This is a genomic window from Sediminibacterium sp. (assembly GCF_051861365.1).
In the GTDB taxonomy this organism is placed as follows: domain Bacteria; phylum Bacteroidota; class Bacteroidia; order Chitinophagales; family Chitinophagaceae; genus Sediminibacterium.
Genome location: NZ_JBHYCW010000014.1, coordinates 39,356 through 57,208 on the forward strand (window position 1 = coordinate 39,356; position 17,853 = coordinate 57,208).

General features: G+C 38.5%; 17 protein-coding genes. 9 read left to right on the forward strand and 8 right to left on the reverse strand.

The features are described from left to right. The first annotated feature begins 67 nt into the window (after positions 1–67). From ACTIEV_RS08235 to ACTIEV_RS08245, 3 genes are all read left to right on the forward strand, one after another. Entirely contained in the window at positions 68–607 is a 540-nt protein-coding gene (locus ACTIEV_RS08235; RefSeq protein ID WP_322196844.1) for a Crp/Fnr family transcriptional regulator, read from the forward strand. Between the two features lie 68 nt (positions 608–675). Beyond that, positions 676–1,101 (forward strand): DUF2141 domain-containing protein, encoded by a 426-nt coding sequence (locus ACTIEV_RS08240; RefSeq protein ID WP_439516333.1) that lies wholly within the window; start codon positions 676–678, stop codon positions 1,099–1,101. Positions 1,102–1,119: 18 nt separating this feature from the next. Further along, positions 1,120–1,926 (forward strand): SDR family NAD(P)-dependent oxidoreductase, encoded by an 807-nt coding sequence (locus ACTIEV_RS08245; protein ID WP_322196846.1) that lies wholly within the window; start codon positions 1,120–1,122, stop codon positions 1,924–1,926. Position 1,927: 1 nt separating this feature from the next. Here the strand turns inward: ACTIEV_RS08245 and ACTIEV_RS08250 are convergent, their stop codons facing one another. Both ACTIEV_RS08250 and ACTIEV_RS08255 read right to left on the reverse strand, forming a co-directional pair. Continuing rightward, a complete protein-coding gene (locus tag ACTIEV_RS08250) occupies positions 1,928–2,548 on the reverse strand; it encodes a hypothetical protein (protein WP_322196847.1) in 621 nt (206 codons plus the stop codon). A gap of 110 nt (positions 2,549–2,658) precedes the next feature. Continuing rightward, positions 2,659–3,822 carry a trans-sulfuration enzyme family protein gene (locus ACTIEV_RS08255; RefSeq protein ID WP_322196848.1) on the reverse strand — a complete coding sequence of 388 codons (1,164 nt, stop codon included), beginning with the start codon at positions 3,820–3,822 and terminating at the stop codon, positions 2,659–2,661. A gap of 83 nt (positions 3,823–3,905) precedes the next feature. On the opposite strand from ACTIEV_RS08255, the gene ACTIEV_RS08260 reads away from it, so the two are divergent. Next, entirely contained in the window at positions 3,906–4,943 is a 1,038-nt protein-coding gene (locus tag ACTIEV_RS08260; RefSeq protein WP_322196849.1) for a homoserine O-acetyltransferase family protein, read from the forward strand. A gap of 10 nt (positions 4,944–4,953) precedes the next feature. Here ACTIEV_RS08260 and ACTIEV_RS08265 read toward each other — a convergent pair whose 3' ends face one another. Then, positions 4,954–6,999: an acylase gene (locus tag ACTIEV_RS08265; RefSeq protein ID WP_322196850.1), complete on the reverse strand. Its 2,046-nt coding sequence runs from the start codon at positions 6,997–6,999 to the stop codon at positions 4,954–4,956. Between the two features lie 92 nt (positions 7,000–7,091). Between ACTIEV_RS08265 and ACTIEV_RS08270 the strand changes: the two genes are divergently transcribed. Then, entirely contained in the window at positions 7,092–7,271 is a 180-nt protein-coding gene (locus ACTIEV_RS08270) for a DUF6728 family protein (protein WP_250687618.1), read from the forward strand. On the opposite strand, the gene ACTIEV_RS08275 is transcribed toward ACTIEV_RS08270, so the two are convergent. Further along, complete coding sequence (locus ACTIEV_RS08275; RefSeq protein WP_322196851.1) at positions 7,272–8,474, reverse strand: lipid-A-disaccharide synthase; 1,203 nt, start codon at positions 8,472–8,474, stop codon at positions 7,272–7,274. Between the two features lie 197 nt (positions 8,475–8,671). On the opposite strand from ACTIEV_RS08275, the gene ACTIEV_RS08280 reads away from it, so the two are divergent. Together ACTIEV_RS08280 and ACTIEV_RS08285 are read left to right on the forward strand one after the other, a co-directional pair. Continuing rightward, the gene (locus tag ACTIEV_RS08280) at positions 8,672–9,034 is read left to right on the forward strand and encodes a BlaI/MecI/CopY family transcriptional regulator (protein ID WP_322196852.1); all 363 of its coding nucleotides are present in this window, start codon (positions 8,672–8,674) and stop codon (positions 9,032–9,034) included. Between the two features lie 3 nt (positions 9,035–9,037). Further along, complete coding sequence (locus tag ACTIEV_RS08285) at positions 9,038–11,548, forward strand: N-acetylmuramoyl-L-alanine amidase (RefSeq protein ID WP_322196853.1); 2,511 nt, start codon at positions 9,038–9,040, stop codon at positions 11,546–11,548. A 96-nt stretch (positions 11,549–11,644) separates the two neighbouring features. Here the strand turns inward: ACTIEV_RS08285 and ACTIEV_RS08290 are convergent, their stop codons facing one another. Both ACTIEV_RS08290 and surE read right to left on the reverse strand, forming a co-directional pair. After that, entirely contained in the window at positions 11,645–11,938 is a 294-nt protein-coding gene (locus ACTIEV_RS08290) for a hypothetical protein (protein ID WP_439516334.1), read from the reverse strand. Beyond that, positions 11,938–12,729, reverse strand: a complete 792-nt coding sequence (surE, locus tag ACTIEV_RS08295) for a 5'/3'-nucleotidase SurE (protein ID WP_322196855.1) — start codon at positions 12,727–12,729, stop codon at positions 11,938–11,940. Before surE ends, ACTIEV_RS08290 begins: the two co-directional genes overlap by 1 nt. Before the next feature lie 135 nt (positions 12,730–12,864). On the opposite strand from surE, the gene ACTIEV_RS08300 reads away from it, so the two are divergent. Continuing rightward, positions 12,865–13,620 (forward strand): LexA family transcriptional regulator, encoded by a 756-nt coding sequence (locus tag ACTIEV_RS08300; protein WP_322196856.1) that lies wholly within the window; start codon positions 12,865–12,867, stop codon positions 13,618–13,620. A gap of 196 nt (positions 13,621–13,816) precedes the next feature. Continuing rightward, positions 13,817–16,270 carry a DUF5916 domain-containing protein gene (locus tag ACTIEV_RS08305; protein ID WP_322196857.1) on the forward strand — a complete coding sequence of 818 codons (2,454 nt, stop codon included), beginning with the start codon at positions 13,817–13,819 and terminating at the stop codon, positions 16,268–16,270. Here the strand turns inward: ACTIEV_RS08305 and ACTIEV_RS08310 are convergent. Together ACTIEV_RS08310 and pdeM are read right to left on the reverse strand one after the other, a co-directional pair. Next, positions 16,267–17,166 (reverse strand): histone deacetylase family protein, encoded by a 900-nt coding sequence (locus tag ACTIEV_RS08310; RefSeq protein ID WP_322196858.1) that lies wholly within the window; start codon positions 17,164–17,166, stop codon positions 16,267–16,269. The genes ACTIEV_RS08305 and ACTIEV_RS08310 overlap by 4 nt on opposite strands. Next, entirely contained in the window at positions 17,163–17,822 is a 660-nt protein-coding gene (gene pdeM, locus ACTIEV_RS08315; protein ID WP_439516335.1) for a ligase-associated DNA damage response endonuclease PdeM, read from the reverse strand. The genes ACTIEV_RS08310 and pdeM overlap by 4 nt, the downstream gene beginning before the upstream one ends. Between the last annotated feature and the right edge of the window lie 31 nt (positions 17,823–17,853).

Consider the following 17,853-nt stretch of genomic DNA (forward strand, 5'->3'; position numbering starts at 1 on the left):
GGCGAAACAATCAAATTTTTAAAAGAGTTACTGCTTCATGGAGTCATTGGTAAACACAATAAGAGCGATGATCGCGATATCAGACAAGGAACTGGAGTATTTCCTGAGTCACTGTCTTGAGAAACGCTTTAAAAAAAATGAAATACTCAGTAAGCCCCTCATTACACCCAATGAAATATTTTTTATTCAAAAGGGCATGATTCGCGTATTGATTACAGATGAAGAAGGGGTAGAACATACCATCCATTTTGCACAGGAGAATCAGTTCATTGCAGATTACTCCGCTTTTATGCTGAAAAGACCCTCTGTTTACTCCTTGCAGACTTTGGAAGATACTTTCGTCATTGTAATGCCTAAGTCGATTATTGAATGGGGGTATCAGGAATTACAAGAAGGAGATAAACTTGGAAGATTAATCGCTGAGTATTACTTTATCTACCAGGATACCCCGATCAAAAACATGTTTGCATTGACCCCTAAAGAGCGGTATGATTCCATAACAGAGGTTTTCCCGAATATCCATAACAGGGTTCCCCAACACATGATCGCTTCTTATTGGGGCATCACACCGGTGCATTTGAGTCGCTTAAAAAATCAGCGCAAGTAAAAATCTAAACATTTGTTATCGTTTCTTCACTGATCCTTGAATCATTTTTGCTGTATTAAATCTACAGTATGATTCACTTTTTAGTAGTGACCGCCCATCTGTTGTTGTTTTATCCTTCCAAGCAATCGTCATCCATTGTCATTGTTGAAGTAAAGGGTATCTCAGTATCCAAGGGAGGAGAGTTATCGGCAGTACTCTTTCTGGAAGCCAATTTCCCCAAACCGCGTAAACAATTGATCGGTACAGCTGTACGCGTGAATGCCGAGCAGATGAGTATTGTATTCAAAGACGTACCACCCGGAAAATATGGAGTCGTTGCTTTTCAGGATATGGATGCCAACAAAGACCTGAAAAAGAATTTACTGGGATTTACCCAAGACCCGATCGGTTTTTACAATGATGAGCGCATCCAAAATAGGCCGCCTGCTTTTTCTGATGCGGCTATCACTGTTGAGGCCGGTAAAACCATTACGATTCAAATCATACTTCGTTAATAGTTAAAATAAGCTGTTATGTTATTCTCACCCAAAGAAAAAAAACGATTGTATCATCAATATGGTCCAACTGCATTGGTGACGGGAGCCTCATCCGGTATTGGAAAAGAATTGGCGGAGAAACTGGCTTCTGCAGGTTTTGATCTGGTCATTGTAGCAAGGGATGAGAAAAAATTAAAAGAAGTAAGGGATACCGTTCAGGTAAAATACAATGTTCAGGTAGAAGTTATTCCTATTGATTTATCGGTAGAAGGAAATACAGATCTTTTGATTCAGCAAATTCAATATAAAGAGGTGGGCTTATTGGTGTTGGCTGCGGGGTATGGAACTTTCGGACTATTACAGCATTCCTCACTGCATACAGAAATCAATATGCTGCGACTTAATTGCGAATCTGTTTTGATATTGTCGCATTATTATGCGCAAAGGTTTTCACAGCAAAAAAGAGGTGGTATGATATTCCTGAGTTCAATGGTAGCTTTTCAGGGGGTACCATATGCGGCTCATTATGCTGCAACAAAAGCCTATGTTCAATCCTTGGCAGAAGCATTATCAGAAGAACTACAACCCTTTAACGTTGCTGTATTGGCAGCGGCACCCGGACCCGTATCAAGTGGATTTGCCAGTCGAGCCCATATGAACATGGGTAAAGCATTAACACCGGAAGAAGTTGGCGTACCCATTTTAAAGGCGTTGGGAAAACAAGTAACTGTGCTACCGGGTTGGTTAACGAAATTATTGGTGTACTCTCTGATGACTTTACCTCGCTGGGGAAAGATCAAAGTGATGAAAAAAGTGATGTCGGGAATGGCAATACAAAAATGAATTAGGGTGTATTGAAGAAATCAATCTCTTTATTGTATTTGCCTGTATTGGCAACAGACCATTCGTAAATGCTGGCCAATCTTTTCCATTCACCTTCGATTTTTTCATAGATCCAAAACGCACCTTCTTTTGAGAAGATATTACTCTTGCCTAAATAGAAAAAGCAGAGTGTATTGTTTCTTAAAAAAATGGGAGATGAAAAATGATGTACTTCCATGCAAATCTTCTGTTGCGGTTTTAATTTGCTTTGATCTGTTTTGGAAAGAATTGGGTCTACCTTTTCTAAAGGGATCATGTAGGCAAAAGGGAACATTTTTGCCGGCCATTTCATGTTTTTAATCAAATCCAGCTGCGCAACAATATATCTCCGTTCTTCCAGGGTGAACCTTGTTTTTCTTTTTACATAGGCTGCCTGATCGGGATCCCATTCTTTGAATTCTTTGTCTGATAGAAAACTTGCCTTTACCTTACTGATGATCGCAGTATCTACTTTATCCGAATAAAAAAAAGTATCACATTCCTGATAAGCAAATGGACGATCATTGACCCAATTACTATAAATATCTCTGATGAGTGTGGCAGCCGACGAATTTTCCTGAGCATTGACATGCAAAGAAATCATCCAACAAAAAATAAAAAGGGGGGCATACCAACGCATTCTACTTATTGCAATTATTGAGCTTAAAGATATTTAGATTTTTGAATCAGCTTCTTTTAAAGAAAAGAAGCATACTAAGATAGCGCCTGTAAGATATCTGTCAAAATATCTTCTTTATGTTCTAATCCTACTGAAATACGAATCAATCCTGGTGTAATATTCACTGCCAGACGTTCCTCTTCCGAAAGTTTTGCATGGGTTGTACTCGCGGGGTGAGAAGCAATACTTCTGGTATCTCCCAAGTTGGCAGTTAAGGAAAGCATTTTTAAGCGATTCAGAAATGTGCGTCCTGCTTCCAAACCTCCTTTCAGCTCAAAACAAACAATACCACCTCCGTTTTGCATCTGTTGGGTAGCAATAGCATATTGTGGATGACTTTTTAAAAAAGGATATTTCAACCCACTCAATTTTGGATGCGCTTCCAATGCTTGAGCGATATACAAGGCATTGGATGCATGTCTCTCCATTCTTACATCTAAGGTCTCCAAACTTTTACTCAGTATCCAGGCATTGAATGGAGATAATGCTGGGCCTGTGCTTCTACAAAACAAATAGATATCCTGGATCAGTTCTTTCTTGCCTACAATTACACCACCCAATACACGGCCTTGTCCGTCTAGCCATTTGGTAGCTGAATGCACAACCAGATCAGCTCCATATTCAATGGGACGTTGGTTAACCGGTGTAGCAAAACAATTATCCACGTTTAAAATGATCTGATATTTGCGAGCGATCCTGCCGATCATATCCATATCCAATATATCTAACCCGGGATTGGTAGGTGTTTCGAGATAGATCATTCGGGTATTCAGTTGAATTGCTGCTTCCCAGTCTGCTTCTGAAGCATTGGCAGCTATATAGGAATAATCGATTCCGTATTTGGGCAGGTATTTTGAGATAACAGTATGGGTACTTCCAAAAATGGAATTGCACGATAATAGATGATCCCCTTTTTTCATCAAGGCCATAAAAGATCCAAATACTGCACTCATACCGGAAGCAGTGGCATAACCAGCTTCAGCGCCTTCCAGCGCGCAGATTTTGTCGATAAATTCTTGCACATTCGGATTACTGAAACGGCTGTAAATATTATCTGATGTTTCATCAGCAAATGCAGCACGCATAGATTCGGCATCATCAAAACAAAAACTACTGGTTAGGAACAATGGTGTGGAATGTTCCATCTCATTGGTTTTGTCTGTTTGTATGCGGATGGCATCTGTTATTTTATGGGGCATGAGCAATGGATTTATGGTATCAAAGAAAGTATCCAAAGATTTTTACAAATGTAATTCATGCATGCCCTTATTTTGCTGTTGAAATGCGGAATAATCAACTACAGTATTTTGAAAGCAAACAGCCGTTTGTTTTAGAGAGTGGGGTGGTGTTGCCTGAAATCACCATTGCTTATCATACTTATGGTGTTTGGAAAGGTGCTGATACCAAGGTAATATGGGTTTGTCATGCATTAACGGCGAGTGCAGATTGTGCAGATTGGTGGAAGGGGTTGGTAGGTGAAGATTGTTTGATTGACCCTGAAAAGTATTTTATTGTTTGTGCAAATATCCTTGGCTCCTGCTATGGCACTACCGGTCCTTTAAGTGTAAATCCAAAAACTCAGGATACTTATTTCAGTGATTTTCCCGCTGTTACCATTCGCGATATGGTAAATGCCCATATTCTGTTGCGTGAATATTTACAAATTGAACAGATATTTTTATTGATGGGTGGAAGTATGGGTGGTTATCAAGTATTGGAGTGGGCAATAATGGAACAAAAACGCATTCAGAAAATATTTCTTATAGCCACATCACCATCTGAGAGTGCGTGGGGTGTCGCCATACATACAGCTCAGCGATTAGCCATTGAAGCTGATCTTACTTGGAAGGATAAACATGAGAAAGCGGGAGCTGCCGGATTAAAAGCAGCACGCGCTATTGGAATGCTTACCTATCGTAATTATGGAATTTTTCAGCAAGCACAAACAGATCCTGATCCTGAGAAGATCGATGATTTCAGGGCTTCATCCTATATCAACTACCAAGGTGAGAAACTGGTGAAACGATTCAATGCCTATTCTTATTGGTTGCTCACAAAATCTATGGACACGCATCATCTGGGTAGAGGAAGAGGTGGAGACTTGATTAAAGCACTAAACAGCATCCAACAACCTGTACTGATTATGGGTATCAGAAGTGATATTCTTTGTCCTTTAGACGAACAAAGATTCATGAAAGAACACATGCCCAATGCTACCTTGGTTGAAATCGATTCTACTTATGGACATGATGGATTTATTATTGAGACTGCACAAATCAGTCATCATTTGAGTAGCTGGTTGACAGTTGACAGTGTATAGTTGATAGTGGTTATTTTGGGTGATAGACCCGAATGGCGTTTTTATAAGCATCTTCTTTTTTCAAACTCATCTTTTTCGTTTTCTGTTCTGCAAACATTTCCATCTGATCGGTATAATGCGGACTTCCCTTTTTGGCAGAAGCTCCATAGGTATTGATACTTTCAATGATCGGCCCCTCTTTTGTAAAACGAACCAGTTCAATATAACTCTCGCCCTGGTTGCCTTTTACCATTCCATCTTTCCAAGCTACCGAATACATCGCAGTCAATACATCCGGTAAGCCGGGTAGGGGAATGGCTTTATCGCCACGTACATGTTTTTGATAATCACCTAAAGGCACACTGGTTTTACCGAAATATTGCAATAGATATTTCTTTGTGTTTTCGAGTAAAGCAATGCAAATAGGAGTGGTGAGTACATGAGGTCTTTTTCCTTGTCTGGCAAGCGCATAGATTTGGTAATTGATATGCGCAAAAATAGTAGCCCCTGTATTTTGGATATCACTGTTGCAATCCCATTGTTTGAGTTGTTGAATGAGCGCTGCGAGTTGAGGATACTGATCAGCATTTAATAAGAACAGACTATCAATATCAATGGCAAAAGAAAATTTTTCAGGATACCTTCCATCGTATTTGATGCGTTTGAAATCTTCATACGAAACTTTATCATATTGCTTTACCAACTCGGCAAAACGCATACTTCTGTTGTTCTCCAAAGTTTCATATCCCATCGTTGGGTCTACAAGTTTGAAATTCTCCGGTCCTTCTGTTGCATGAAAGGGCGAATGATTGGTATTGTACACAAAACCGGATGCGGGTTGTAATACCTGTGGTAATTTATCCAATGGATGTATCTCTGTCCATAAAGTCTTAGAAGTATTCCCCGGTAAGGTTCCCCGCCAGTTAAAAGATTTGTCTCGAACCGGAATGCGACCATTACTGAGGTAATAAATAGTGTCATATCGATCGGCATATACAATATTATAACCGGGAATGGCCATCATGTTCAAAGCTTTTTTGAAGTCGGTAAAGTTTCTGGCTTTGTTGAGCCAATACCATTCTTCCAGTCCGCGAATATCCATTTGCGCGGGCATACGAATGGAGAATGTGCCACGTTCGGTGATCACTGTTGGACCGTATTTACTCCAATAGACTATTCGTTTCACACCGATACGAATACCGGATACTTTTACTTTCAGTTTCGCTGTTTTTTCTTCCAGTGTTTCCCATTTTCCGTCGAATAGGTATTGTAGTTTGTTGTTCGGATGGATCGACAACTGATAGACATCTAATTTATCAGGTTCATTCACCGTATGTGCCCAACCTAAGTACTCATTGACACCACTAAGAATAGTAGGCGCTCCCGGGAAATTAGCACCAATGATATTCCATCCCTCCTCGCTTTGCAAATGTGCTTCATACCAGCTTACTGGTCCTTCCAGGGGTTGGTGTGAATTGATCGCCAAATAGGTTTGTCCATCGGTGGTTTTCTTTGAATTGAACGCAAAAGCATTACTGCCGCCGGGTTTCATATCATTCAATACCTGAACGGTGCCTCCGAATATGGATTTCAAAGCACCATCTGCACCTGATAACACACATAGTTGTAATACAGAGTATTGCAACATATCTTTTGGTGTAATAGGAAAAAGTTGTTTCAATAAAACTTCTTTAGGATGAGCTTTGGCATAGGCATTAAAACCTGCCGCATATCCTTCCAATAATTTTTTATAAGCAGGAGATATATCCGATTCATATTTAGCTTCCACCAGTTCTTTAATACGCATAAGATGAACGATATAATCAATGGTGGCCCCCTCTTTTCCTTTATAAGCACCTAACATGGCTTTGCCTGCCATATACGACTGTTGAATGGTGGAGAAATCGTCTTCAGCATGCGCCCATGCCAATCCGTACGCCACTTCAGCATCGGTAGGGGCGAAAATATGGGGTACGCCAAAGCTGTCTCTAACGATATCAATCTTGTTGATGTTAAACTGGGCTTTACAGAAAAGAGATACAACACACAAACTGATGACGAGTAATGATTTTTTCATGGCAATAGCATCTGAGGTATTACAAATCTATCTGATTAAGGTTTGGAGAACCAAATCCATTTAGACTTGTTATTTTTGTTTAAATTAGAGCTATGGGCATTCTAAAACAAATGGCAGAATATCTTTATTTAAGAAAAAAAGATCCCAATGAGCCACGCACACAGTGGATGAAATACATGCATGGCATGAACAGAATATCCCTGATTATGTTCATCATTGCAATTCTGATCATCATTTTCAAATTAGTAATCTTGCCTTTATTCAAAGGGTAATTATTGTACTAATTCAATAATCTTTTTTGCAGCTTGTTCAGATGCATTGCCACCTTCTGTAAGCAGATGAGTAAGCGTTGAATAATCAGCCAGTATTTTTTGCCGATGTGATGGATTGTTGAGAATGAGTGCTAATTCCGTCACCAAATTTTCTGTGGTGAGCTCCTGTTGAATCAATTCTTTTACCACCTGTTTATCCATAATTAGATTAACAAGTGAAATGTATTTGATGTTGATCAATCGTTTGGCGATTTGATAACTGATACTATTTCCTTTGTAACAAACCACTTCCGGTACACCAAATAATGCTGTTTCAAGCGTAGCAGTCCCGCTGGTTACCAGTGCAGCATCAGCTTTCATCAGTAGATCATAGGTTTGATTACGAACGCTGGTTACATTGGTTGCAGTATCTAAGAAAGGAGTATAAAATTCATCTTCCAATCCGGGTGCTTTCGCCACAATGAATGTGTATTCAGGAAAATGTGAAGCCACACTTAACATGATGGGTAGCTTTTTGGCAATTTCTTGCTTTCGGCTACCGGGTAGGAGTGCGATGATGTTAGTTGGTAGTTGATAGTTGACAGTTGACAGTGTTGTTGAAATCTCTGTATTCTCTCCTGTCAACAGTAAACTATCATCTGTCAACTTTTCTTCCCCCCCTGTCAACCGTAAACTATCAACTGTCAACTTTTTCTTCCTCTCCACCACTTCCACCAAAGGATGTCCAACATATTCAACTTCCCAGTTCCATTTGGTTTTATAATAATTTTTTTCAAAAGGGAGAATACAAAGCAATAGATCGATGCATTTTTTCATTTGTTTTACCCTGTTTTCCTTCCATGCCCATACTTGTGGAGAGATATAATAAACCACTTTATAGCCCTGTTTGTGCGCCCATTCAGCAATTCTTAAATTAAAACCGGGATAATCGATCAATACCAATGCATCGGGCTGATACGCTGCTATATCCTCTTTGCAAAATTTGATATTGCGTAAAATGGTAGGCAGATTTTTGATCACTTCCACAAAACCCATGAAGGCTAAGTCTTTATAATGCTTCACCAAAGTGGCTCCGGCGGCAGCCATTAAATCACCACCCCAGCATCGAATATCTGCGTTCGCGTCTTCTTTTTGTAACTCCTTAATAAGGTTACTGCCATGTAAATCGCCACTGGCTTCACCGGATATGAGGTAGTATTTCATGTGATTTGTCAATTGTCAATTGTGAGTTGTGAATCGGATAATCATATAAAACATTATTGACCATTGACCATTCACCATTCACGCACACAAAATACATTCCCCTGAGGCATTCTGACAATTTTTTTAGAATAACTAAAAAAATAGTTGTAAAACTAAAAAATTAGTTTTAGGTTTGTTTTGTCATTAAAAATTACCCCATGAAACCATTGACAAAAGCGGAAGAGCAGATCATGCAAAGCATTTGGAAACTGGAAGAAGCATTCCTGAAGGATATTTTGGAGCTGCAGCCCGAACCCAAGCCCCATTCGAACACGGTGGCTACCATCTTAAAAATACTGGTAGAGAAAGGTTTTGTTGGCATCATTCCTGTTGGACGTATGCACCGTTACTATCCATTGGTATCAAAAGAGGAGTATTCATCGAGCACGATACGAACATTGGTGGAAGGCTATTTTGAAGGTTCTTTTAGTGAAGCGGTATCCTTTATGGTAAAGCAAAAAGATATTAGTATTCGTGAATTGGAAATGCTTTTGCAAGAAATTAAAAACGCTAAAAAGTAATTTATGCTGAGTACTGCATATTATTTTCTGCAAGTCTTATTGTGTAGCGCTATTATGATGGGCTATTATTGGATAGTGCTGCGTAATAAAAAATTTCATCAGTACAATCGCTTTTATTTATTGAGTGTAGCCCTATTATCATGGATCGTGCCCTTGATCAAAATTCAATGGACCAGTAGTTTTAGTGACAACGAGCGAGTGATTCGTTTTTTAACAGTAGTAGCAGATAATAACACAGAGTTAGAGTCTGTTGTGAAATCAAAGGGATTTCACTGGAGTACGGAAAGTTTATTATCCATTCTGTATGTTTCTGTAGGTGGATTTTTATTGATCACGATGCTACATGCATTGTATCGAATTTATCAGTTATTGAAAAAGAATCCATGCAGACAAATTGAAGACATATTTCTGATCATCACACAGGCAAAGGGGACGCCTTTTTCCTTCTTCCGATATATTTTCTGGAATGATGAGATCGATATCCGAAGCGCATCGGGTAAGCAGATCCTGCAGCATGAACTCACACATGTACAGCAACGTCATTCGGTTGACAAAATGCTGATACAGTTGATACTTGTTGCAGGTTGGTTCAATCCTTTCTTTTGGTTATTGAGAAAGGAAATGGATATGATCCACGAATTCATTGCAGATAAGCGATCGGTACGTGATGGTGATACGGCGGCATTAGCGAAGATGTTGTTGACGGCAGTATATCCACAGCAACAATTTCCACTAACGCATCCATTCTTTTTTTCACCCATCAAAAGGAGGTTACAAATGTTGACAAATCATAAAAACCCAAGATTCAGTTATCTACGCAGACTGGTAGCATTACCTCTGCTTGCAGTACTTATTGTTCTATTCGCCTTTAGAAGTAAACAATCTAGGATCGATAAACCTATTTCAGTGGCATCGGTGGTTGAAAATGTAGTAGGTGATTTTAGAGCCCATGTTATTGGTGACCCCAAAAAGACTTTCTCTGCTATACCTTTTAAATCTTTTTTCTTCAATAAAACATATACTATCGTGATCAATCCGGGTCATGGGGGAGAAGACGTTGGAGCCAGAGGATATGATGGAACCAAGGAATCGGATTTGAGTCTTGCTTTTGCAAAGAAAATCAAGGAGTTAAATTCAAACCCGAATATTAAAGTGATATTGACAAGAGAGACCGATGTATTTAACACGGTAGTTAAGGTAGCAGAAATAGCAGAACAATTTTCTCCCGATCTATTTATTTCTGTGCATGCGAACAATGCACCCCCTATAAAATCTCTACATGGCAAAACAAAGGAAAACCCTTCAAAAGGAGCGGAATTGTATATTGCTTCAAAAGATAAGGCCTATGATTATGAAAATAATTATCAGTTCGCAAATATGGTAGGCAATATGATGAGCAGTGTAGCTAATCCTTTTCTGGGTATCAAATCGCGTGAAAAAGGAGTATATGTTTTACAAAAATTGAAGTGCCCATCTGTCTTAATTGAAACTGGTTTTATTAGTAATAAAGAGGAACTGAAATTATTAAAAGATGAGTCTTATCAAAGTAAAATGGCTTTATCCATTTTACAGGGTGTTGAACAATTTTTAGCTACTAAAGAGAAGAATCAAAAAATAAAAGGTGATTTAGATCCGTTGAATAATGTAAATCCTCTTTTTGAATTTGGAGCTAGTAAAGTGGAAGTTCAAGAAGACAAAGCAGGAAATCTTCAATCACTAAAATTGGTGGACAACCCTTATCTCAAATTTCGGGATATTTATAAATCATCGGAAGGCTTATTATTATTGCTAGATGGGAAAAGAATCAGCTATGATCAGTTTAATAGATTGAATTCTGATATGATACAAGAAATAACTGTGATTAAGGATCCTGTTTCGATAAAAGCGTTAACAGATGAAGCGATAAAAAGTATCGTGCAAATAACGACTAAAAGTGCTGAGATACAAGAAAATGGATCACCGAATTATGTGATTACAATTTCTCATACTAAACCAATTCATAATGTGGTAAAAGTATTGTATTTACATACTGATCCTCCAACTGTTGAAGGGTATGATTTAAAAGATCCTGCAAGCAGGAACGAATTTGCCAGAAAATTTGCAGGTGAGCAAGGAGTTGACAAACTTGTTAAGGATGCAGCAAATTATTATCCTTCAAAAGCTGAACCCCAAAATATACAACCAAGTACATTACCAACACAGGTCGAACACCCAGCAGATTTTCCCGGGGGAGAAATAGGATGGCAGAAATATTTGCAAAAGAATATTAATTTAAATATTCCCATTGAGAAAGGAGCACCTCCCGGTAAGTATGTTGTAAAAGTTACTTTTATTGTTCAGCCAAATGGTGTCATCAAAGATTTTAAAGTAAAAGAGGACCCTGGCTTTGGTACAGCTGAAGAAGTGACAAGAATTTTTACAAAAGGTCCTAATTGGCGACCTGCTATCTATAAACAAAAGACAGTTGCTTCCTTTGTAGAAAGAAAAGTAACTTTTACGATATCAGAAGAGTGAATAGTATGATTGTTTCACTGATATTAATAGATGGAATGATATGAATTGTTAGCTACAGATTCGTAGATTACTAATCTGCGAATCTGTGGCTAATATTTATAATAACCACTTAATGGTTAAAGTAATCAATGCATAAATACAAGTAGCGATAAAAATGCCTCTTGCTGTTTGATCCTTTTGCTGGTTCACATAAATTGTAAACACAACAGCATTGGCGATCAATGCCAAGCTTATAATGGCTGTTAGCAATGAGGGCTGTACACGTAGTACATGCAAAAATTCTTGAAAACTAAAAAGCCTGAATTTAATCAGGTAATAACCAAAGAAGCCCAATACAGGTGCTAGAAAGCCTAATATGATTCCTAGTTTGAGATTGTCTTTTTTCAGCATCAGAATTTCCATTTGGTTTCCAGTTGCTGCTTCAGTTGATAATTGGTCAAATCAAACTGAACAGGAACCACACTCACATAATTATTTTTCAAAGCCCACACATCGGTATCTTTTCCTTTATCAAAATTTACAAACTCTCCGGTGAGCCAATAATATTTCTTCCCATGTGGATCTTTTCTCTCATCAAACTCTTCCTGGTACTTGGCATATGCTTGTCTGCATATTTTGATACCCTTGATCAATTTTTCACTCACTGCAGGAATATTGACGTTGAGGCATAAATGTTTATCCAATGCTTTTCCACTCAAGAGTTTTTCAACAATAATACGTGCATATCTACCTGCTGCTGTGAAATCTGCATCAATACTCAGGTCTGTTAAACTAAAACCAATACTGGGAATACTTTCAATAGATGCTTCCAGTGCAGCAGACATGGTACCCGAATATATCACATTGATAGAATGGTTGGAACCATGATTGATGCCACTGATACACAGATCCGGTTTACGGTGTAAAACCTTGTCTACAGCTATTTTCACACAATCTACCGGTGTGCCACTACAACTATAGGCTTCAATACCTTCAAATACATTCGACTTTTGTAAACGGAGCAATTGTCCGATCGTAATGGCATGTCCCATTCCACTTTGCGGCTTATCGGGTGCTACTACAATAATTTTACCCAGACCTCTTACTGCATCTACCAAAGCACGAATACCAGGTGCGTTAATACCGTCATCATTGGTCACTAAAATGACGGGTTTGTTTTCTTTTTTAACTGATTTCGACATACACGCAAGATACGAACCCTCCCCGACTTCGCTACCGCTCGTCACCCCTCCCTGGTAGGGAGGGGAAGGGGAGGCAGATAAAATAAATTTGGCAGAACTAAAAAATTTAGTATTTTGCAACTAAATCAATTAGCTATGTCAAACGCCGGAAAGAATTTAAGACACCTGCGCAAGCTACGTGGCTGGACGCAGGAGGAATTCGCCAATAAGCTTAAGATCAAAAGATCACTGGTAGGTGCGTATGAAGAAGAACGTGCTGAGCCTAGGCTGGAAGTGGTGAAAGAGATCTGTCATATTTTTAAGCTGAGTCTAGAAGATTTCTTGCTTAAAGATCTTACTGCTACCAAGGGAGGTGGTTCTTATCTCGAGAAGAGACGTCAGATGAAAATGGTGGCAGAAGTAGCGGAAGTTCGTTTTGTGCCGGTTAAAGCGGCAGCAGGCTATTTGGCAGGCTATGCGGATCCTGAATTTGTGGATGAGTTGAATACCTTCACTTTACCCATGCTCGCTCCTGGACAATACCGTGCTTTTGAAATAGTAGGAGATAGTATGCTACCTACTCCGAGTGGAAGTGTGATCGTTGGAGAAAAAGTGGAAGACCTAGAAGATGTGAAAAACAGTAACACCTACGTGGTACTTTCCAGAAATGAAGGGGTCGTATATAAACGCATCATGAAAAATAATAGGGTAAAAAATAAGATTACGCTAATCAGTGATAATCCACAGTATGAGCCCTACAATGTAAATTCAGAAGATGTGTTGGAAGTATGGAAAGCTGTCTATATTCTTCAAAAAGCCAATGCCGGTCCTCGATGGGACGTTAATCAATTGGCAGGTATGGTCAATAACTTACAGGAACAAGTGAGTACTTTGAAAAAGAAACTGAATTAAAATAGCTTTCAAGAGGCTGTATCAAAAGTCCGATACAGCCTCTTTTTATTCGGGTACCTGATGGAGAAAGTTTTCATTTAGGCGATTCTCAAAGCCTTCTTTTTACTTTTGAGACTTCCTCTTTTCTTGTTCCGTCTGTACAATTTTAATGTCATCGCAATCTGATTCCGCTATTTTTGCGGCACTTTTTATTTACATGAAGACATTGCTGCTATCTATTGCTTGCTCATTGACTAGTTTTTTGTTCGCTCAGGAACGAGGTCTCAAAGCTTTAAAAATTGATGTACCCATTAAAATAGACGGTCAGTTGGATGAATCCATCTGGAAAGAAGCAGCGGCAGCAGAAGATTTTATTTTGAATAGTCCCAAATTTGGTGATCCTGCCAGTCAGCGTTCAGTTGTCAAAGTACTGTACAGCGATCAGGCCATTTATGTTGGGGCGTATTTATATGATGAGCCATCTCTGATTCGTAAACAATTGACCTCACGTGATGGAGAACAACGCAATGATGTTGATTATTTCAGTGTTTTCTTTGACACATACAATGATGATCAGAACGGATTTCAATTCCTTGTTACATCACGAAATGTACAATCAGATGGTCGTTTATTGCCGAATTTGAATTCTCAGTTTGGTCCTCCCTCAGATTATAGTTGGGATGCTGTTTGGGAAAGTAAAGTACAAATACAGAAAGATGGTTGGACGGTAGAAATGAAAATACCTTATTCTGCACTTAGATTTTCACAAAAAGAGATACAAGACTGGGGCGTGAATTTTCAACGATACAGTAGACGAAACAATGAGAGTTCATTTTGGAATAAAATTGATCCCAATCAAAACGGGTTTGTGAATCAATTTGGAAATTTACAGGATATAAAAAATATTGTTCCTCCCTTACGATTATCTTTTCTTCCTTATGTCACTGCCGGTACGCGGATTGTTCCTTATGCCAATGGTAAAACCAAAACAGAATTTTTACGAAATGGAGGAATGGATCTCAAATACGGTATCAATGAGAGCTTTACCTTGGATGCAACACTGATCCCTGATTTCGGACAAGTGATCTCTGATAATGTGGTACTCAACCTTTCTGCATTTGAAGTTCAGTTTCAAGAGAACAGACCTTTTTTTACAGAAGGAATCGAGTTATTCAATAAGGCGGGATTATTTTACTCCAGAAGGGTAGGGAATACTCCCGCGGGATACAATGCAATCAGGAGTATGGTGAACAATAATCCGAACCTGAATATTATTTCTAATCCAGGGATTACACAGTTGTACAATGCATCCAAATTTTCCGGAAGAAATAAAAAGAAATTGGGTATCGGTGTATTCAATGCAATAGGTGCGCCTATGCATGCTGTAATTGAAGATAAGACCACCGGTAAACAAACAAGAATTGAAACTGAGCCGTTGGCTAACTATAATATTTTTGTTCTGGATCAGGCATTGACGAATCGATCTTCTATAACGTTTACCAATGCCAATGTATGGAGAAGTGGAGGTAGTAGAAATTCGAATGTGAGTTCCATGGATGTGAACTTATTTGATAAAAATAATCGAACGAACTTCAAATGGAGTGGTAGGTTCAGTCATATTACAGGTAAGGAAAATTACAATGGATTCACGAATGTATTATCGTATGGAAAAGTAAGTGGTAGAATTCAGTACCTGTTTCAGAATGTCATTGAATCCGATCGATATGACCCCAATGATCTCGGCTTTTTGCAAGCACCCAATGAAATTACTGCTACTGCACGTTTGAGTTATAATCAATTTACACCTACTAAAAAATTCCTGAGCTACAACTATAGTCTTACCCTGATTCCTACTTATTTGTATAAGCCCAATGCCTATTCCAATTTTATCATTCAAACAAGGGCTTTCTGGTTTTTCAAAAATTTCTGGGACCTGAGTATCAACTTCAATTGGCAACCCGACTGGCAACGCGATTATTTTGACTTGCGTACCCCGGGAAGAATGATCCGTAAAACACCTTATTGGTATACCGGTGTGAGTGGAAGCAGCGATAGTCGAAAAAAATATTTTTTCAGATTTAATCTCGGCTTTGCAGAATCGCCCATACCCAATGATCCTTTTATTGTGACCGGTATAGGGCAACGATATCGTTTTAATGAACATTTTAGTTTGGATATTGAAACAAGGCGTGATCGTGACAACGGACAGTTTGGTTATGCCTACAGAGATACCAATGGAGAACCCGTCGCAGGTAGAAGAAAGATTACCAACTTTACTACGCTCATCAATGGTGTTTACAACTTTACTCCCAGAATGAATCTCACTTTACGTACACGCCATTACTGGAGTCAGGTTCAATACGTCAGCTTTTTTGATGTTACATCCGATGGATGGCTTACTCCAAGACCTTTTATTTCGAGTAGAGATCAAAACTTCAATGCTTTCAATATGGATATGTTCTATACCTGGGATTTTAAATATGGTAGTCGGTTTATTATTGGGTGGAAGAATTGGTTAGGTACAGATTTTCCGATATCAGGAACTTCACACAAGAGTTATGTAGATAACCTGCGACAAGTATTTCAGCAGCCATTGGGTAATGAGATTACATTTAGACTCATTTACTTTATTGACTATCTCACCTTACAGAAAAAGAGAAAAGATATTTAATATAGGTCAGCGGCAAGTCTGAATGTATTACAATGTGCTTCTACAATCATACGTACATCAGGAGAATATCCACCACCCATGGCTACTACGACGGGAATATTATTCTTTTGTAATGTCCTAAAAACAAAAGCATCTCTTTGTTTGCATTCTTCAAGTGTTACTTTAAGTTTTCCGAATTTATCTGTTTCAAGAATATCTACACCTGATAAATAAAATGCAAAATCAGGGTTTACTTTCTTGATTAATTCCGGGAGCGTATCATGCAATATTTGTAAATATTGCTGTCCGCTAGTGCCATCTTTTAATGGAATATCAAGATCAGATTGTTCTTTGTGAAATGGATAGTTGTGTGCACCATGCATGCTAAATGTAAAAACCGACGGATTCTTTTCAAATAATTTAGCAGTGCCATTTCCTTGGTGTACATCCAAATCAATGATCAGGATTTTATTGACTTTTTTTTGATGCAGTAAATAATTGGAAGCAACAGCCATATCATTCAATAAACAAAATCCTTCACCTCTATCAGCAAATGCATGATGTGTGCCGCCGGCTACATTTAAAGCCACACCATTTTCAAAAGCAAAGTCACAACAGTCAATCGTTCCTTGTGTGATGATGAGTTCTCGTTTGGTAAGTTCGGGTGATTGCGGAAATCCAATACGTCTTTGTTCGGATGTACTTAATGTTTGTAATAGGAGTTTATCTAGATATGTTTTCTCATGTGTAAGAAGTACAATGTTTTCATCACACATAGTTGGAGAAAAGAAATGATCTTTTGAAACAGATCCTTCATGTAATAGTTGTCCGGGTATCAATTCATATTTTAACATCGGAAAGCGATGACCTTCCGGTAGGGGATGTGCATAAATAGGGTCAAAGGCAATCCGAATCATTGTATCTGTAAAATAGACTGGTTCACAATAGCGTATACCTGATCCTTTTTCTTTGGTTCAATTGAGGCTAAACCTGAAAAATGACTGAAAGCAGGTAGGATAGCATGTTTTTCTGTGAAATAAAAACAAGGGAAGCGAAGACTTTGTTTGCCCAAGCCTCTTACAATTATACCCGGATGTAGATGACCGGAAAAAATAAATGATCTATCTTCTGTAGTTGTCACAGATTCGTTTGGATCATGGATAAAACTGAACTGATGTATTTGGTATTCATTTTTGACTTCTATCGAAGCTTCTTGATACCAGTTGCTTGGTAAAATATCATGATTCCCTTTGATTAATAGAAACGGTAGCTGTGAAATATCTTTTCTCCATTTCAAAAAAAAATCCATTTCCCTGTTAACGATACTATGGAAAAGATCTCCAACAATCAATAATTGTTCGGCTTTGAAAAAACTGATTTGAGCAAACAGTCTTTGAAGATCTTCTTTATATACAGATTGAGGAACAGCAATACCACTTTTTCTAAAATGTCCCGTTTTCCCAAAGTGAAGATCTGAAACGATCAATGTTTTTTCTTGCTCCCAAAACAAAACCCTTTCCGGTGATAACCAGAAATGTTGATTGAAAAGTTGATGAAGTATGGGAGCTGTCATAACGGGCAAAGATATTGATCAAGGCAACAAA

Excerpts from the sequence above, each read along its gene's own strand:
- ACTIEV_RS08290 (WP_439516334.1), bottom strand. The coding sequence starts at position 11,938 with ATGCTGAAAAAAGACAATCTCAAACTAGGAATCATATTAGGCTTTCTA.
- ACTIEV_RS08275 (WP_322196851.1), bottom strand. The coding sequence starts at position 8,474 with ATGAAATACTACCTCATATCCGGTGAAGCCAGTGGCGATTTACATGGC.
- ACTIEV_RS08260 (WP_322196849.1), top strand. The coding sequence starts at position 3,906 with ATGCGGAATAATCAACTACAGTATTTTGAAAGCAAACAGCCGTTTGTT.
- ACTIEV_RS08305 (WP_322196857.1), top strand. The coding sequence starts at position 13,817 with ATGAAGACATTGCTGCTATCTATTGCTTGCTCATTGACTAGTTTTTTG.
- ACTIEV_RS08250 (WP_322196847.1), bottom strand. The coding sequence starts at position 2,548 with ATGATTTCTTTGCATGTCAATGCTCAGGAAAATTCGTCGGCTGCCACA.
- ACTIEV_RS08245 (WP_322196846.1), top strand. The coding sequence starts at position 1,120 with ATGTTATTCTCACCCAAAGAAAAAAAACGATTGTATCATCAATATGGT.
- pdeM (WP_439516335.1), bottom strand. The coding sequence starts at position 17,822 with ATGACAGCTCCCATACTTCATCAACTTTTCAATCAACATTTCTGGTTA.
- ACTIEV_RS08310 (WP_322196858.1), bottom strand. The coding sequence starts at position 17,166 with ATGATTCGGATTGCCTTTGACCCTATTTATGCACATCCCCTACCGGAA.
- ACTIEV_RS08300 (WP_322196856.1), top strand. The coding sequence starts at position 12,865 with ATGTCAAACGCCGGAAAGAATTTAAGACACCTGCGCAAGCTACGTGGC.
- ACTIEV_RS08255 (WP_322196848.1), bottom strand. The coding sequence starts at position 3,822 with ATGCCCCATAAAATAACAGATGCCATCCGCATACAAACAGACAAAACC.
- ACTIEV_RS08285 (WP_322196853.1), top strand. The coding sequence starts at position 9,038 with ATGCTGAGTACTGCATATTATTTTCTGCAAGTCTTATTGTGTAGCGCT.
- ACTIEV_RS08240 (WP_439516333.1), top strand. The coding sequence starts at position 676 with ATGATTCACTTTTTAGTAGTGACCGCCCATCTGTTGTTGTTTTATCCT.
- ACTIEV_RS08235 (WP_322196844.1), top strand. The coding sequence starts at position 68 with ATGATCGCGATATCAGACAAGGAACTGGAGTATTTCCTGAGTCACTGT.
- ACTIEV_RS08270 (WP_250687618.1), top strand. The coding sequence starts at position 7,092 with ATGGGCATTCTAAAACAAATGGCAGAATATCTTTATTTAAGAAAAAAA.
- ACTIEV_RS08265 (WP_322196850.1), bottom strand. The coding sequence starts at position 6,999 with ATGAAAAAATCATTACTCGTCATCAGTTTGTGTGTTGTATCTCTTTTC.
- surE (WP_322196855.1), bottom strand. The coding sequence starts at position 12,729 with ATGTCGAAATCAGTTAAAAAAGAAAACAAACCCGTCATTTTAGTGACC.
- ACTIEV_RS08280 (WP_322196852.1), top strand. The coding sequence starts at position 8,672 with ATGAAACCATTGACAAAAGCGGAAGAGCAGATCATGCAAAGCATTTGG.